The sequence below is a fragment of the Dapis brunnea BLCC-M229 genome (assembly GCF_050015995.1).
Taxonomy (GTDB): Bacteria; Cyanobacteriota; Cyanobacteriia; order Cyanobacteriales; family Microcoleaceae; genus Trichodesmium.
The window spans coordinates 12,559-29,327 of sequence record NZ_JBNHEP010000050.1 but is presented as its reverse complement, the minus strand read 5'-3'; the positions used below and the strand labels follow the sequence as shown (position 1 = coordinate 29,327).

Genomic DNA, 16,769 nt, shown 5'->3' with positions numbered 1-16,769 from the left:
ATCTCCCAACCCAACCTACGTAATTTAAGGTTTTTGGCTCTAACTGAGCCGTTTCTCATATCATAAAAATGTTTAATTATCTGTAATAAATTTTACAAAAAACTTGAAATAAACCTCTATAAATTAGAGATTCTTGAAGAGTCTTTTTAGTTCCTATTAAAATCAACATCATAATTAGAGGAGTACAACATAAAGAAAATCTTTGAAAATCACCCATTTCTCTTTCTAAAAAACCTTTGAAGAAACTTTAGTATCAAGAATAACCGTATTAAATATTTATATTTATATAAAATAATTTATACAATTAGAAATAAATGTTTACTGAAACCTCTAGAAATAAGTAATCAATTTAACTAAACTAAAAAGTAGGAAAATTATATGCTCTTATCATAAGTTTGAGCTACTATCTGGTATTTACCAAAATTAAGTTGCTAAACAACAAACAATCGGCCTCCCATTTACAAGTTGAGATCCTCAAAGCTACAAATAGTTCTCAACCTAAAAGTGAAGCCAAAATTCTCAGCAGTGGATCAAAATTCAACAAGGAGTAACAAGAAACTATGGAAGCTAACCAAGTTCTAAATCAATCTACTGATAACCATCATGAGTTCAAGGAGATGGTAGCGATCTTAATTGAAAAAAATCACGATACACAAAACCTGACTAGCCATGGTAGAGCAATGGCAGAACGTCGCTTACTAGAAGGGATACTGCGGAAAACCCTCAAAGAACTATCAGACATCAAATTTGCCATAGATCAAGCAGCTATCGTTGCTATTACAGACCATAGAGGTATTATTCAGTATGTAAATGATAAAGTTTATGAAATCTCTCAATATTCTAGAGAAGAATTAATTGGCAAAACTCATTCCATCCTTAACTCTGGATATCATCCCCAGGAATTTTTTAAAGATTTATGGTCTACTATTAGTGCTGGTCAAGTTTGGAGAGGCGAAATTAAAAATAGAGCTAAGGATGGTAGTTATTATTGGGTAAATACTACGATTGTTCCTTTTTTAAACGATCTCGGCAAACCGTATCAATACTTAGCTATTAGATTTGATATCACTGAACGTAAACGAGTAGAGGAAGCACTACAAGAAAGCAAAAAACGCAACCATAGCCTCCTAAATGCTATTCCTGACTTAATGTTACGCCTTAACTCAAGAGGAGTTTTTCTCGACTATTATCCAGACAAAGACGATGAAAATGCTCCCGAAGCATCGGCAGTATTAGGAAAAACTTTAGAAGAAATATTTCCCCAAGATTTAGCTCTTTGGACTCGACACTACTTAAAGCTTACTCTCAAAACTGGTAAAGTACAAGCAGGAGAATATTCTACTTTTATCGACGATCGCCTCTATCATTATGAAGCTCGTTACGTTAAAAGTGGTACAGATGAAGTGTTAGCAATTGTCCGTGATATTACAGAACGAAAACAAGGAGAAATTGCACTCCAACAATCAGAAAAACGTGAACGAGAAAGAGCATTACAATTAGAAACAGCTTTAAAAGAACTGCAAAATACTCAAGCTCAATTAGTACAAGCAGAAAAAATGTCTAGCTTAGGTCAAATGGTTGCTGGTATTGCCCATGAAATTAATAATCCCATTAGCTTTATTTACGGTAATATTCTCCATACAAATAACTATATTAGAGACTTACTACATTTACTACAACTTTATCAAAAAAACTATCCAGATTCTGTGCCAGAAATTCAAGATTTTGCTGAAGAGTGTGAGGTAGATTTTCTTATAGAAGATTTACCAAAAATAGTTGATTCAATGAATATTGGAGCGAATCGAATTAAAGAGCTAGTTTTATCTCTAAGAAACTTTTCTCGTCTTGATGAATCGGAGATGAAAAAAGTAGATATTCACTCTGGTATAGATAGCACTTTATTGATTTTACAACATCGCTTAAAAACTACAGCAAAACAAACAGAAACTACTGTTGTTAAAGAATACGGAAATTTGCCTAATGTTGAGTGTTATGCAAGTCAATTAAATCAAGTATTTATGAATATTATTGCTAATGCAATAGATGTTTTAGAAGAACAAGAAATCCCAGGGATTATTACTATCAAAACGGAAATGCATCAAATGTCAGAAAGACAAGTAAATCAGGATTGTGTGAAAATTTCTATTTCTGATAATGGGCGTGGTATTCCTGACTCTGTGCAAAAAAGAATTTTTGACCCGTTTTTTACTACAAAAGCAGTGGGTAAGGGTACAGGTTTAGGACTATCAATTTCTCACCAAATTGTTGTCGAAAAACATCAGGGAAAACTGAAATGTAGATCGAATCCAAATGGAGGTACTTTATTTGAAATATTAATTCCAATTAAGGCTAATTGAAGACAGTTCCCGAAAAATTGGAGCGTAGGGACTATAACAATCGAATTAGTTATAGAAGCTACAAGATTTAAGTTTAACTAGCTATCAGGTTTTGGCATTTCCGTGCTGGGATGCTACGCAAATGCAAACAGATATCAGCTAAAATCCAAGGGTTTAAGTCCTCCACTATATTTTCAATGGAGTAAGTGTTGATGATAGCGGGTTTAAATCTCCCATCATACGCCTTGCAATTGCTGAGTGCTGACTGTTGATTGCTGACCGCTATTTCATTCAATCAAGTTGGGGCTTAAGGCGACCCAACTTATACTATAGAGTTGTTGGGAATTAAGCTAAAAAAATGGCTAAAACCCTTATCAATCAAAGTTTATAGCCTTTTTTCAGTCCTAAAATCCTGAAAACCTTATAGAGTAACCTTTTGAGCATTGTTCAATTTTTATTTCCCAACAACTCTTATATAAATCTGACTTAGTTGGCAAATTAATAATTCAATAAAGCGAAAGTTTAAGTATTATAAATACATAAATTAAACTATAAATATTGTCAAAAATTTTCCAATTTTTCGGAGATATATAGGTGTTTTTATTGACAAATAATTGCAAATTTTTTCTAATAAATAAATCAGTAAATAATGGCCTAATAAATATTTAACAAAAACCTGAAAAAAGTATAAAAAAATACTTTTTTGCAAGAGTGAATAGCTATTATATAAAAAGATGCAACAAAACAAAAAAATTAATCTACTAATCAAGGAGAAGAACTGATGGCAACATTAACAGCTTTAACTAAAGGTGGTACAGCTTGGACTCCTCAATATGTCGAATCTATTGACATGAACAAATGTCTAGGTTGTGGTCGTTGTTTTAAAGTTTGTCATAGAAATGTTCTAGAACTTAGACCACTCAATGAGCATGGAGAGTTTGTGGATGATGATGATGATGATGATGAAGTATTAAGAAAAGTAATGACTATTGCTAATGCAGATGATTGCATTGGATGTGAAGCTTGCGCTAACATTTGCGGTAAGAAATGCTTCACTCATGCTCCTGCAGATGCATAACTTAGCAAGACTATCAACTCAGAAACATTGATATAGAAGTTTGTGGAGTCTTAGGTTCAGGTGTATTAATTAGTTAAACTGCTTACCCAAAACCTGAACTCCCTAACTTTCTTAAATTGTAATTTGTGCAATTCTGTAATAGCGATCGCAGCAAAGACTCGCCCAAAAATTATGAACTTTAACAATTGCAGCACAAAAGCGAGTTCAGATATTAAAGTGTAGGGGTGTTATTGCCCCTACCTACGCCAACCCAAAACTATTGCCTTGAAACAGCTTGCTCTACAAAACGCTATTACCATATCAGGTTCAGATAGGCGCAAGCAAATGTAAATCAAGAAACATTAATCTACTTCTCAGCTATCTACAAGCATTCTACTAAGACCAAGACTTGACTATCTACCCAAAAGATGCAGAAATTATTTCAGCTTGTCTAACATCACATATTTCTGCTCTTGTTTTGGCCAGATTAGTTGTGAAAAATAGGAGCTTAAGTTAAATCTGGTTCTTAATGCCCGAAAGAACTCATCACCATCAAGTTAAGTAGCACAGGTAATCTATTTAAATTTGCTTTTAGTATAGGATAGCAGACTACAACAGGCAAGGTTTTGCCTATGTCTGGAGTTGCAGCTTATACTCGCAAATAAAGGGTATTGAAAAGCGGATTATAGATACTGTGCAGCTAAGTTGCATTAAGTTGTTAAACTGAGGTAGCTGTTATGCCTGCAAAAGATTTTCTCAGTTCAATGCAAAAGAAAAGATTGCAGAAAGCTTTGCGAGAGAGCGGTTGCTCTCATTTCCGAGAAAGAGTATTGATGTTACTCCTATTAAATGACGGAAAAACTTATTCAGAAATTTCTGGGTTTATCGGTTGTTCTTATAGAACAGTTGCTTATTGGTGTGTACATGGAGACCCAGATCAACTAGATAGTTTACGAGATCGGCGAGAGCATGGTAATTTTCGCAAAGCTACAGAAGAATATATTCAGTTATTGATAGAAGTTACAAAAAAATCTCCTAACCAGTTAGGTTATGAATGTAGCAACTGGAGTGGAGAACGTTTAGCAAATTATCTTACTCAACGAACAGGAATTAAACTTAGTGGTACTCAAGTTAGGAGAATTCTTAAACAAAAAAATATTCGCCTTCCTAGAGGTAGAGTACAACTTGAGAATCGAGCCAATCATACAAGTAAGAAACTTGAGAGTAATGTTAGCCAGCAATCTCAATAATTAGGAGATTTAGCAGTTGATATCTGGGGTGAAATGCCGATAAATATATCTTTTAATAATGATTTAAGTATTTCCCCTGGGTTTTTTTTACTAAAAATTAGTAGTTAAATCAACCTTGAAATTACTAACTATTGCAAGTTAAATGTATAAATATCCTTATTTGCTAAATAACCTATTAATTACTCCATACTAAAAGATAAAAATAATATTAATTTGCTCATTCTGAACATATAATCTAAAGCATTTATGAAATATTAAGGTTTATTAAAAGTCTCAATTTAGACTTGAGTGAAAATACTTGAATCATTAGATAAAAGATTTGATATTTTAACTCATTAGATAGTTAGTTATACAGCAATCAGGGGCTTATAACTGTTTTCTATAATTTGGTATAATCTCCAATTATCTGTCCTATTTTACTAGGTTTCAAAACTGAATTGCATCCCAATTAGCAGCAAAAAATAATGTTTGGCTCACACGCTGGTTTCGTAGACAGCTAGAGTACAAGTATGAGTTATATGGTTCAAACTGTTTGTTGCACACCAATGGTTTCTCAGCTCAAAAACTTGCTCTAAATGTCCAACTGTTAAAGAGTTTATACTTTGATCGCAGCGTGTATTCAATTGCTATAACTGTAGTTGAAATTGTGAAGCGAGACTTAAATGCTAGAAGCGAATCTAGCTATGGCGGTCAGTTCAACCGTGACAGCTTGTGGACTGGTGAGTGCCGACACTGCCAGAATGAAACAGGAATAGAACAGATATTTACAGATATTTGTAGATTATTGTAGGTTTCTAAGAACGGCTTGTTATGACTCACAAAATGACTGAAAACTGTATCGGATGTATCACCTGTGTGCCCCAAACCCAGTGCCCAACAGGTGCGATCGTTGTCGATAATGAACAATATTCTATTAATCCCGAACTGTGTAATAGCTGTGAGGGGTATCACGAAGAGCCTCAGTGTGTAGTTCACTGTTCTATTAGTAGTCCTGTTCCTACCCTACCCAAAAAAGGTAGATATAAGGCTGAGACAAGAACACCTACAAGCTCTGACTTATTCCCCGATGGCAAGCACAGTCCCTTTGCTTCTTCTATAGTGGTCTGGGAAGCTTGCAACATTCTGGCGCAGAGACAATCACTACCTTGGACAGTAGATACAGAAGGTCAACTGATTTATCAGCGTTCTATTAAGCAAGGTCAGGGTTCAATTAGTTTTGGCATCAAAGATTTTGGGTGTACATCCCAAACTCTAAATGATGATGTCAAAAAAGTAACAGATATACCAGCAATGGATATCAGAGCAGCCTGTATACACCTAATTTATGCCGCCCATGCAACAGTTATTGACAAACCATGGGAGCAAGAATTTGTCATCAGCGATCAGCAAATAGAAAGATACCTGGGGCTAGAAAAACGCAAAGACCTATCTAAAGCAACTAAACTGAGTTTGATTAAAAACCTTGCTCAACAACCTTGCCAAATTACTACTGCTATTGACTGGCCTCAACAAGGTAGAATAAATTCCTTTTCATTGCCAGAAAGTCAACTTTGGCATATATTAAAAATTGAACATCACTTTTCTGAAGATTCCACAGGATGCAAACATCTTGTTGGTCTGACTTTTAGAGTTAGAGCTGGTATCTGGGCTAAGTATTTCCTCAACAAGGAAGCTTGCAAAGAGCGCACAGCATTTTATCAATATGGAATTTTACCTAAGTCTGTATTAACTACTGTGATGAGTATCTGGCAGCAACATGAAGGAACTGCTAGAATGTTGTTATGGTTATTGTTCAAAACAAAAATGGGTAGGGAGCAACGCTTGACTGTACCTACCTTAATGCGACTTGCTTATGGGGAACAAAAGGTGAGACAAGCATCTTCTTTTAGAGAAGATCGAAAACGACTAATAAAGACTTTTGAGAGCGATCTGGAAGTTCTCAGCCATTATGGGATCAAACCTGAATTTGACCCCGTAACTTACCCCCTGGAAATTCAACCAATGTGGGCAAAATTGGCAGGTTTACCTGATGACGGTGATGCAGCTTTAGATTTTTGGATCGATGATGGTAGTAAGCATCAGAGATTAACAGATCGCGGTCCAAGGGGTAAGTGGAATATGTTAATGAACGCTCGTATCCTATGGTTTGAACTCCCCCAGGAATGGGATCGACATTTAGCAGAATTTGAAAAACAGAAGCTACGCTATACTAATAAGCGCAAAAGAACAAAAAAGCTTTCTACTATCTGTGGCGAACAAATTATGATGGCTAGGAAAAATCAACAGTTAAGTCAGAGACAGTTAGCAACTATGTTGGGAAAAAGCCAAAGCTGGATTAGAGATATTGAAAGTGGTCGCTTTCAACTTAAAGGTGAAGACCAAATGCTATTACAGAATGTTTTGGGTTTGGGAGGATAACCATTAATTGAACACTATTACTGAATTAAATAGGGGGGCAGTCCGCATAATTAAAATTTCGAGGTGCGGTTGCTCCCTATCTTCTACTGAAATTTAAAAAATTAGTAGTGGCTTACAAATAGTGATATTCGCTCAAATTAGACTTCCATAACTTTGTTGACTTGAATCAATTCAATAATCTCCCATTCATCTCCAATTTTTTCAACTATGTATAGTTCTTCTAGGAAGGCCATTTATTTGACAATTAACGGAAGCCAGAAGTCAGAATTTAGAATTTAATATGCCTATTTAAGCGGACTTGATATAATTTTTCAAACATCAATCACTTAATGCCTTGGCCAAAGCATGGATAAACCATCAATATCAACAGGCTTAATTGCCGGACTAGCAGCTACTCTATTTTTCAGTATTAGTTTTAGCTTACTAGAATATACAATCAAATCAAGTATTATATTTGGTGTAATTGGAGGAATTTCTGCTGGATTATTAGGGTTTTGGTCCAAAATAGAATCAAGACCAGAAATCCCAGAAAAAGCAGATCCTGAACCTGTAGATTCTCCCACACCATCAAAACCAACTGCACCAATTAAAAGATGGCCTAAAACACCTAGAGAACGTAGTGGTGTTTCTGTATTAAGTTGGTTTTTCAGGCAAAGTCAAATATCCTCAAAATCTCGAAAAAAATACTAATGGTCTCTCAACTTTAAGACAATAGCTAGATTTTTGTAACTTTGATTTTGAGGTAATTACTTTTCATATTTGCTATCCATCAAAACTCTTTTTATCACAAAATTAAGGTTTAAAGAAAAAAATTTCTTTGAGTTAATCCTCTTCTAAAAAAAAATAGGTAATATCGTGTTTGGTTAAATATAGCGTTTCTAAATGGAATATGAAAACTGAGTGCTATTAAAAAGGGAATAGGGAATTGCCACTTTTGCAATAGTAAAGAAGGGAAAACAGCATTAAATAGTGAAAAATACAAGGAAACGGATACCCAATCGGCACTCTTTTTTTATTAGAAAAAACCATTATCTAGATTTACATCTCAAATAAAAACACTATAGTTATAATTAGAGATCCTAGTAGGGCTTCAGCCCTAAGATAGAAAGGGCTAAAGCCCTACTACAAACAAAAATTACTTATTTGCACATCATAATAATTATTAATTTCAACTCCTCCTTAAGGGTGAGGTCTTATTTAATTTCCGAACTACCAATGTTTTTGTTTCTCTCTAAATTACTCCCTTTATTTATCTATCCATTAGGACTATCTTGTTTCCTAATGCTGATAGCTTTTGTGTTGTTATGGTGGTATCCCAAATGGTCAGCATTAGTAATTTTTTTGGCATTTATAGTAATACTTACTTTTAGTAATTCTTGGGTTTCTCAAGGACTTATTAAATCCCTAGAATGGCAAAATTTACCGCCAAAAGAGTTACCTTCGGCAGAAGCAATAGTTGTTTTAGGTGGTGGGATTAAACCAGCTAATTCCCCCCGCCCCTGGGTAGATTTTAGTGAAGCAGGGGACAGGATTTTACATGGAGTGAGATTATATCAACAAGGTAAAGCACCTTTTATTATATTAAGTGGAGGTAGAATTGATTGGAAAGATGGAGGAAATCCTGAGTCTGGAGATATGGCAGAAATTGCACAGTCTATGGGAGTACCAAAAACAGCAATTTTACAAGATACTGACTCTCTGAATACTTATCAAAATGCTGTTAATGTTAAACAAATTTTAGAAACAAAAGAAATAAAAGGTTCTGTATTGTTAGTAACTTCAGCACTGCATACTCCACGTTCTATTTTAATATTCAAAAAGCAGAAAATACCAGTAATTCCAGCACCAACAGATTTTTTAGTTACTGAAAGAGACTTACAAGAAAAAATAGATAGTTGGCAAGGTATTCTGTTAAATATTATTCCTGATGCTGCAAATTTACAAAATTCTACTAAAGCTTTAAAAGAATATATTGGTATAATAGTTTATCGTCTGCGCGGTTGGTTATAATCAAAACATTTGCAGTAAGCATTCAGCCCTCAGCTAGCCTCCTGCTGACGAACTGCGTTAACAGTTATTGTTTTTGGTTTTAGATAAAAGTTTTATTAATTGAGCCAGAATTAAACCTTACTACAAAAGCGGGGTCTTGTTAGTGATAGCTGATAGCTAATAGCTGAATGCTTACAATTTGCATAGCTCAATCATAGGAGTTACTTTAGATGCAGCCAGAATTAAGAGGCATTTTTCCAGAAACAAATTCATCTATTACTGAAATTTGTCAAGTTTATCAAACTACCCAGGAATTTTATCAAGAAGTCAAATATAGAGAAGACTTTAAAAATTATTGTCAGTGGTATTATGCGGTAGCAGAACAACATCAAAAAGAATTACAAAAAATGCGGAGTGATATCAATATTTTCGGTTTTTTCTTAAAACTAATTTATCCTAAATAACCATAATTAACAAAGTTAGAAGTTGTTTTTGTTACAAGCATCTTGAGCAACTCTCCAACCTCCAAAAACATTTCGCCTTAAAAGTGGGGGGTTTTAGACTCAATTATTTTGATCAACCTATATATTATATAGCACTACAAAATTATATGTAAAAAATCTGAATCTATTACCTTTTTTCCCGTAAGCATTCAGCTATTAGCAGTCAGAGCGAGCGCTTTTCCTGGGTCATGCTGCGCCATAAAGATCCATAAAAATAATAACTTATACCATTTTTCCATGAAGTTACGCTTAATAAAAGATAACAACTATCAGTAAATTTCAGGTCTGGGTAAGAATTATTAAGCGCATTGTTACAGAGAAATGGTATTACTAAGTTTAGCTGATGACCTTTTTCGTGTCGGACTTTTTATTCTTCTTGGAGACTAATTCCTCCTTCTAGCTGATAGCTGTTAGCTGACGGCTGAATGCTTACTTTTTCCCTGTGTCTTATTGCTGAATTTTGATAAATTTTCTAGATAATACCAAGCATGAAAAAAGAATGTTAGAAATAATCAAGTCAACTCAAATCCTTGACGTGACTATTTATCCTTGATGAACAATAGAATTTTCACTCTATAATATTATGTCCGTTGGTATGGTCCGGTATAAAAGCTAAGGTTTTTCCTTCTCTTAAAGCTTCTCTCCTAGATAACTAAAGTCTTCCTCCTTCTCTCCTAGATAACTAAAGCCTTCTTCCTTACCTTCGCGCTTACAATACCAATGCTACCGGACATGATATAAAATGATATTGAAGCTATTTCTACTGACTACTAGAAACAGTCTAAATATTTAGTCTAAATATTTGTAGCCAACATTTATCAATTTGGTATAACTAAAATAGGACTGCTATACCCATTAAATATAGAAATAAATGGATGGGGACACTGCCCCATAAACCCCATTGATATTCACCTTAATTTATGAGATTATTTCTAATTCCTCTTCCTTAAGATGAACTTTAAGTTTTTTTGTAAATTGGACAAGAATGGGTAAATTAGCACTAACTGGTCTGCCTTTCCATTCATTGACAATACCAATCACTTCTCCTTCCTGCTCTTTAAGGTCAAATGGTTGTCCTCTATGTTCAGGATGAATATAAACAATAACAGAAGTATTAACGCGAACTCGATCGCCTACTTTCATATAAAAAAACCTTGTATTATCCTGCTTCATAAAACTGATATAAAACATCACAATTAGTGACATTTTAATGTTTACTTCCTGCTTCTACTAGAACTGTCGGCAGTACTCTGTCCACAGGCATTTACGGTCAAGCCAACCGCATCTCCCAAATTTATACTGGCGTATAATATACTTAAACATCTATTAGATCATTATTCTTTGATTAAGTCAATACTCTTTGTCCTGCTGATGTTTTAATAGCATTTATGTGCCTGCTTTGTTCCTACTTTACCAAAGTGCGTATATTAACTCCTTATATTTCAGCAGTTTCTCTTGACTTGACAGATTTTACCACTTAACGACTTGGAGAAAATGGCGAATAATAACGCTTTCTGACGTAAATTTTAACTAAGTTATTCCTCTCTCAGGGCAAACGCATCTAAATTCTGGAAGCTTCTGCCGTTAAGCTTTAGAGGAGTAATAAGTATAAATACTCATAAGCCTGACACCCTTGCCCTGTCAGAACTTCAAAATAATATGCGTTTACCCTGATTCCTCTCATACAAATCTTTATGCAACTCCAAGAAGAAATTACACGCTTATTTCACAATTTTCTTATTTTTGCATAAAACCTACCGTTACAAACCTCCGAATCAAGATTAAGAATTAGGAGAAACTGGAAGTTCCGAAGGCTCAGGTATCATAGGACTCTGCCAAGGTGCAGGAGAATTGCCAGGAGTTTGAAAATTTTCCCAATTCCGCCATACTGCTATAATTGCCCCTACCAACAAGATTAATAACAAACCCACCATAAACATCCAGGGTTTTAACCACGAAAAATCTTGGACAGGTTCACTTTGAGGCTCAGGTTCAGGGTTGTCTTTAGGCTCAGGCTCAGGTTCCGGTTCCGGTACTTCTTCATCATTACTATAAAGAAGTTCTCTAGAAGCCTCAGACAATTCTGGCATTAAAGCTTCCCTGATAGGAGGTGGTGCTGTAGGAATATTCGATAAAATCAACTGTTCTGGAGAAAGACGATAGTGGACAAGCACTACCGAAGTATTATCATGACCATTTTTCTCATTCGCCAAATCAATTAGAGATTCAACTGCCTGCTTCAGAGAAATTTCACCCCGGAAAACCTTGGGAGTATATTCAGCCCAAGAATTCTCAACCCAATCATTATCACTTAGACCATCCGAACATAAAAGTAATAAACCCTCTTCTTCAATCAAAAATCTTTGAATAGTGGGACGAATAAACTCTCCATCCCTTGTACCCAGAGCCTGAGTCAGAGCACCCGCATCACGACGTTGTAATGTCTGCCAATACAGACAATGACCCAGACGCACCTCCCTAGAAGCAACATTATCATCCACAGTCAACAACTTACAGGTATTTCTACTTAACCAATAGGCACGACTATCCCCCACATTAGCTACATACAACTCATGGGCATTATTTGGATTTGATTCTGGGGAAGGTTTCACCTGTTGGGGTAACTGTACTGCCATAACTAATGTTGTACCCATGCGCTGTCGAGACTCTCTTCCTTGTTCATCATTCTCCGTGGCAATCATATTATTGACTACCCGAATAATTTCCTCCAGTTGTTTATTTACCAAATCTGGGGATGTTAACTCCTGTTGTTGCTCTACCTCTGTCAATAGGTTTTGAACTAATCTTTTAATGGACTGTACTGCTAGTTGACTGGCTACCTCTCCCCCATCATGGCCACCAACTCCATCACAAATCATTGCTAAATGGGGTACTAGCTGGTTACTTACTAAATCTTGTTCTGTAGGATAACAACAATCTTCATTATGCAGACGGACAGGTCCAGTATCTGTAGCCCCAATTATTTGGAAACTTAATGGTAATTGGGCTGCCTGCTCTAATAGTAGTTGGTTTAATTTCGGAGCGATTGCCTCTAGGGATTCCCCAATATCACTAATCATCTGACAAATCTCTGTCAATGGTTCTTGAATATGAGGATGAGCAGTAGGAATCAAATTTGACCAAAAAATCTTAAAATCCCTAAGTTTAGTATTATGGGTTTTTACGTCCAACTCTAAAAGTCGTAACCGCCAATCTTCCACCCGTAAATTATTTGTAAATAAACTAAAAGCTACACGCTGTTCTGATAAAGGTTTCCATAACTGCATCATTTGCCACAACCAATAGACCTGACGTACAGGAGTTGCTGTGGGCCAAGCTTCCACAAGAGTAGGAAGCAACTTACCTTCAGAGTCTAGAGGAACGTTATCTAGCAACAGAATATCTGTAGGATAAGTTTCTTCTCCATATTGATAAAAACCATATACTTCTGGGGTATGGAACCTCTGGGGATATAAGTGTAGATAAGGCATAATATAATCTGGCAACTCCTCATACATAAATGGAGGTTCACCAGGCTTGGTATCTAGCCAAACTTGTGGAGCTACAACATAGTAGCGATCGCCCAATAATTCCCCTACAGAAATCTCAACCCCTGGAGCAACTGCCCATAAATAGCGATAAATTAAGTGGGTTTGGCAAGCTTCACACTCTTGGCGACCCCAGGAGTTAGACGGATCGGAACAATTAATATTTGGACAATAAATTAGTGGGGTAGAAGTAATCATAAAATTAAGTCAAAAGTTAAAATTAAAAAGTCAAAAGCCATAATATTTACTTTTTATGAAGTAAAAAGTTCTACTATTTGAAAATTAATCTGAGAATTTTTGTAAGGAATTGTTTTCTTAGCTGTTGATAAATAAATTAGGAGGTTTTCAGAAGACTTTCTCAGCGTCAAAACGCAAAGATATGTTGAGATAGAAGCTATCTTGATAAATTTCGCAATAAACTAATCATATACCTGATTATTTGTCAAGGTATGATTCTAGGTAATGATGTCACCAAATTACAGTAATTTTACGGAAAAATCACTAATAAATTTAACTAGCTATCAGCTTTTAGTATTCAGCTAGCCTCCTGGGTCGTAACTACGTTTTTCATCTTGTGTAGCGAAACAGCTTTTAGCAGCTCTGGGTTAAAATCCCCAGCAAATATGCCGGATGATTTGAAATCCCCTTCTGGACCTAAAAAAAATGTTTCGGCGCTTCGCCGACATGAAACGCGGAGCGGAACGGAGTTCCATCCTACTAATTGCTGAGTGCTGAGTGCTGACCCCTTCTTTAACCTCACTACTTCTATTTATCCATGCTATTAAATCCAACGATATTTTGGTTACTAGCTGGGGCAATTCTTTGTTTTTTAGAACTCCTTGTACCCACGGCCTTTGTTGAATTTATGATGGGACTAAGTGCCTTTGTTGTGGCAGGAGTGTCCCTCTTAATTCCTAGTTTGAGTCTACAGGTAGCCTTGTGGATGATTTTTTCTGTAGCTTCTATTTTTGCTTTCCGTCGTCTGTTGCCCCACCGTACAGTAGCTACTATTGCTGATGCCAAGGAAGCAGAAACTTTAACAGAAATATTACCAGGTCAGCCTGGTAGGGTACTTTATGAAGGTAATTCTTGGCGAGCTAAATGTGACGATCTAGATAGTACGATCGCTGCTCAAGAAAAGGTTATTGTCGTTAGACGAGAAGGTAATACTTTATTTGTATTACCAGAAAATTTATTACATTCTTCTGCTTATCTCCCCAACCAAAATCAATTGAAATAACAACTCATTAAATAATTAGGAGATGAAAAATGGAACAATTTTTTTTGGTATTATTTTTGGCTTTAGGTGGTTATATTTTAGCTAGAAGTGTTAGGTTTATTCCTCAATAAAATGAAGCTTTGGTTGAAACATCAAGTAGATATAAAGGTAGAAAATTAGATGCAGGTTTGAAATTCATTATCCCATTTGTAGATAGAATTACTTCTCGAGAAACTATTCGGGAAAAAGTATTAGATATTCCACCTCAACTATGTATTACTAGAGACAATCTGGCAATTACTTGTAGATGTTGTAGTTTATTGGTGGATGATCGATATAGAAAAAGCTTACTACAAAGTCGATAATATTAAATCTGCAATATTTAATCTATTTTCAACTCAAATTATGGCATAAATAGGTGAATTTGAATTAGACCAAACCTTTAAATCTCCCACATAAATTAATGAGTTATTGCTCATATAATTAGACATGGCTACTGACTCTTGGGGAGAAAATAACTAAGGTAAAATTAGGATATATTAGCACCTCCAAACCAGTACAATATTCTCTAGCAATCAGTAATTCAGATGTCAGAAATACTTAACCCTATGAAGGGTTTTGCAACTACAGTGAGTCTCATAAATCATTGCTAATTTCTGTATATAGCAATCCTATTTTATTCGTGTCAAAAATCTTACTGCTTTTTAGGGAACAGGCAACAGGCAACAGGCAACAGGCAACAGGCAACAGGTGGGAGTTTCAGTTTTTTTATTTACTTTTTGATTTGTTACGACCTATTTAGGATTGCTATAGAATTAAATGTGTAGAATTAAAATGACCAAAAAATAAGGTATCAAGCCTCCCCTTTTGCCGCTTTTAAGGGGATGAAAAGAATAAACTTTAGCATTTCAAGCCTTTTCTTTCAGCGGTCGGTACTGTTAACGAAGTTCCGACCTAGGAGGCTAACTAATAACTGTTAACGCAGTTCCTCCTCCGGAGGCTAACTAATAACTGAAATATAGCGCTACGCGCTAGGGAATAGGGAATAGGGAATAGGGAATAGCACGCTATTAAAGGGTTTCAGGATTCATAAATGTCCTAATCTTTCCTTCGACTGCTGTAACTGTGGAAGGGAAAAAACAGACACCAATTTGAACTTCAGAAGGGGAAAGAGATTCTGCTCTAAAATTCATTAAATTCTTCAGTTAAACTCTCCCCATAAAAATCAATTGAAATAACAACTCATTAAATAATTAGGAGATGAAAAATGGAACAGTTTTTTTTACTCGTATTTTTAGCTTTAGGTGGTTCAAGTCTAGCCGGAAGTGTCAAAGTTATTAATCAAGGAAATGAAGCTTTGGTTGAAACTTTAGGTAGATATAATGGCAGAAAATTAGATGCTGGTTTGAAATTTGTTATCCCATTTTTGGATAGAATTTCTTATCAAGAAACTATTCGGGAAAAAGTATTAGATATTCCGCCCCAACCATGTATTACTAGAGATAACGTAGCAATTAGTGTAGATGCTGTAGTTTATTGGCGAATTATGGATATGGAGAAAGCTTACTACAAAGTAGAAAATCTCCAATCTGCAATGGTGAATCTAGTTCTAACTCAAATTCGGGCAGAAATGGGTAAATTAGAATTAGACCAAACCTTTACAGCTCGTACAGAAATTAATGAAGTATTACTCAGAGAATTAGACATTGCTACTGACCCTTGGGGAGTAAAAGTAACCAGGGTCGAATTACGAGATATTAGCCCTTCCAAAGCAGTACAAGATTCTATGGAATTACAAATGACTGCGGAACGGCAAAAACGGGCAGCAATTTTAACTTCAGAAGGGGAAAGAGATTCTGCTATTAACTCTGCTAGGGGTAAAGCAGAATCACAAGTTCTTGATGCTCAAGCTCGTCAAAAAGCAACTGTTTTAGAAGCAGAAGCACAACAAAAGGCAATTGTACTTAAAGCTCAAGCTGAACGTCAATCTCAAGTATTGAAAGCCCAAGCAACTGCTGAAGCATTAGAAATTATTACCAAAACTCTCAATGAAGACCCCAATGCAAAAGAAGCACTCCAATTTTTATTAGCTCAAAATTATCTGGATATGGGTCAAAAAATTGGTAGTAGTGAAAGTAGTAAGGTTATGTTTATGGACCCCCGGAATATTCCAGCAACTTTAGAAGGTATGCGTTCTATTGTGGCAGATGGCAAAAATTCAGTTAGCAGTTAGGAAAATTTTGAGGTTAAGATCAAAGTTTAACTAAAAATTGAGAATTCCCTCAAAGACTAGATGTAGTAAGAAAGAACTATAGCGCTACACTACATCTAGAGTAAATCGGCAAAATCGCCCTAATTCCAGTAATTGTGGCAGATGGCAAAAATTCAGTTAGTAGTTAGGAAAATTTTGAGGTTAAGATCAAAGTTTAACTAAAAATTGAGAATTCCC

At 35.5% G+C, this 16,769-nt stretch carries 13 protein-coding genes; 11 read left to right on the top strand and 2 right to left on the bottom strand.

Translation table 11 applies throughout. The annotated features are described in order from the left end of the window. Positions 1–560: 560 nt before the first annotated feature. The 8 genes from ACP6PM_RS05485 to ACP6PM_RS05450 all read left to right on the top strand — a co-directional run bounded on the left by ACP6PM_RS05485 (position 561) and on the right by ACP6PM_RS05450 (position 9,514). The gene (locus ACP6PM_RS05485) at positions 561–2,357 is read left to right on the top strand and encodes a PAS domain-containing sensor histidine kinase (RefSeq protein ID WP_426582568.1); all 1,797 of its coding nucleotides are present in this window, start codon (positions 561–563) and stop codon (positions 2,355–2,357) included. A gap of 760 nt (positions 2,358–3,117) precedes the next feature. Beyond that, a complete protein-coding gene (gene fdxB, locus ACP6PM_RS05480) occupies positions 3,118–3,414 on the top strand; it encodes a ferredoxin III, nif-specific (RefSeq protein ID WP_094673417.1) in 297 nt (98 codons plus the stop codon). Positions 3,415–4,130: 716 nt separating this feature from the next. Then, positions 4,131–4,643: a helix-turn-helix domain-containing protein gene (locus tag ACP6PM_RS05475; RefSeq protein WP_426582566.1), complete on the top strand. Its 513-nt coding sequence runs from the start codon at positions 4,131–4,133 to the stop codon at positions 4,641–4,643. 532 nt (positions 4,644–5,175) lie between these two features. Further along, positions 5,176–5,433: a hypothetical protein gene (locus ACP6PM_RS05470; RefSeq protein ID WP_426582564.1), complete on the top strand. Its 258-nt coding sequence runs from the start codon at positions 5,176–5,178 to the stop codon at positions 5,431–5,433. Positions 5,434–5,498: 65 nt separating this feature from the next. Then, on the top strand, positions 5,499–7,061 hold the full coding sequence (locus ACP6PM_RS05465; protein ID WP_426582563.1) for a helix-turn-helix domain-containing protein: 1,563 nt from the start codon (positions 5,499–5,501) through the stop codon (positions 7,059–7,061). Positions 7,062–7,406: 345 nt separating this feature from the next. After that, on the top strand, positions 7,407–7,751 hold the full coding sequence (locus ACP6PM_RS05460) for a hypothetical protein (protein WP_426582561.1): 345 nt from the start codon (positions 7,407–7,409) through the stop codon (positions 7,749–7,751). 591 nt (positions 7,752–8,342) lie between these two features. After that, on the top strand, positions 8,343–9,071 hold the full coding sequence (locus ACP6PM_RS05455; RefSeq protein ID WP_426582560.1) for a YdcF family protein: 729 nt from the start codon (positions 8,343–8,345) through the stop codon (positions 9,069–9,071). A gap of 209 nt (positions 9,072–9,280) precedes the next feature. Beyond that, positions 9,281–9,514 (top strand): hypothetical protein, encoded by a 234-nt coding sequence (locus ACP6PM_RS05450; protein ID WP_426582558.1) that lies wholly within the window; start codon positions 9,281–9,283, stop codon positions 9,512–9,514. A 957-nt stretch (positions 9,515–10,471) separates the two neighbouring features. Here ACP6PM_RS05450 and ACP6PM_RS05445 read toward each other — a convergent pair. Continuing rightward, a complete protein-coding gene (locus tag ACP6PM_RS05445; RefSeq protein WP_426582689.1) occupies positions 10,472–10,696 on the bottom strand; it encodes a ferredoxin-thioredoxin reductase variable chain in 225 nt (74 codons plus the stop codon). Positions 10,697–11,334: 638 nt separating this feature from the next. Beyond that, entirely contained in the window at positions 11,335–13,299 is a 1,965-nt protein-coding gene (locus ACP6PM_RS05440) for a PP2C family protein-serine/threonine phosphatase (protein ID WP_426582556.1), read from the bottom strand. 577 nt (positions 13,300–13,876) lie between these two features. Here ACP6PM_RS05440 and ACP6PM_RS05435 point away from each other — a divergent pair. The 3 genes from ACP6PM_RS05435 (at position 13,877) to ACP6PM_RS05425 (ending at position 16,553) form a co-directional block, all read left to right on the top strand. Beyond that, positions 13,877–14,341 carry an NfeD family protein gene (locus tag ACP6PM_RS05435; protein ID WP_426582554.1) on the top strand — a complete coding sequence of 155 codons (465 nt, stop codon included), beginning with the start codon at positions 13,877–13,879 and terminating at the stop codon, positions 14,339–14,341. Positions 14,342–14,460: 119 nt separating this feature from the next. After that, positions 14,461–14,685 carry an SPFH domain-containing protein gene (locus ACP6PM_RS05430; protein WP_426582552.1) on the top strand — a complete coding sequence of 75 codons (225 nt, stop codon included), beginning with the start codon at positions 14,461–14,463 and terminating at the stop codon, positions 14,683–14,685. A 902-nt stretch (positions 14,686–15,587) separates the two neighbouring features. Further along, a complete protein-coding gene (locus ACP6PM_RS05425; RefSeq protein WP_426582550.1) occupies positions 15,588–16,553 on the top strand; it encodes an SPFH domain-containing protein in 966 nt (321 codons plus the stop codon). Positions 16,554–16,769 lie beyond the last annotated feature (216 nt).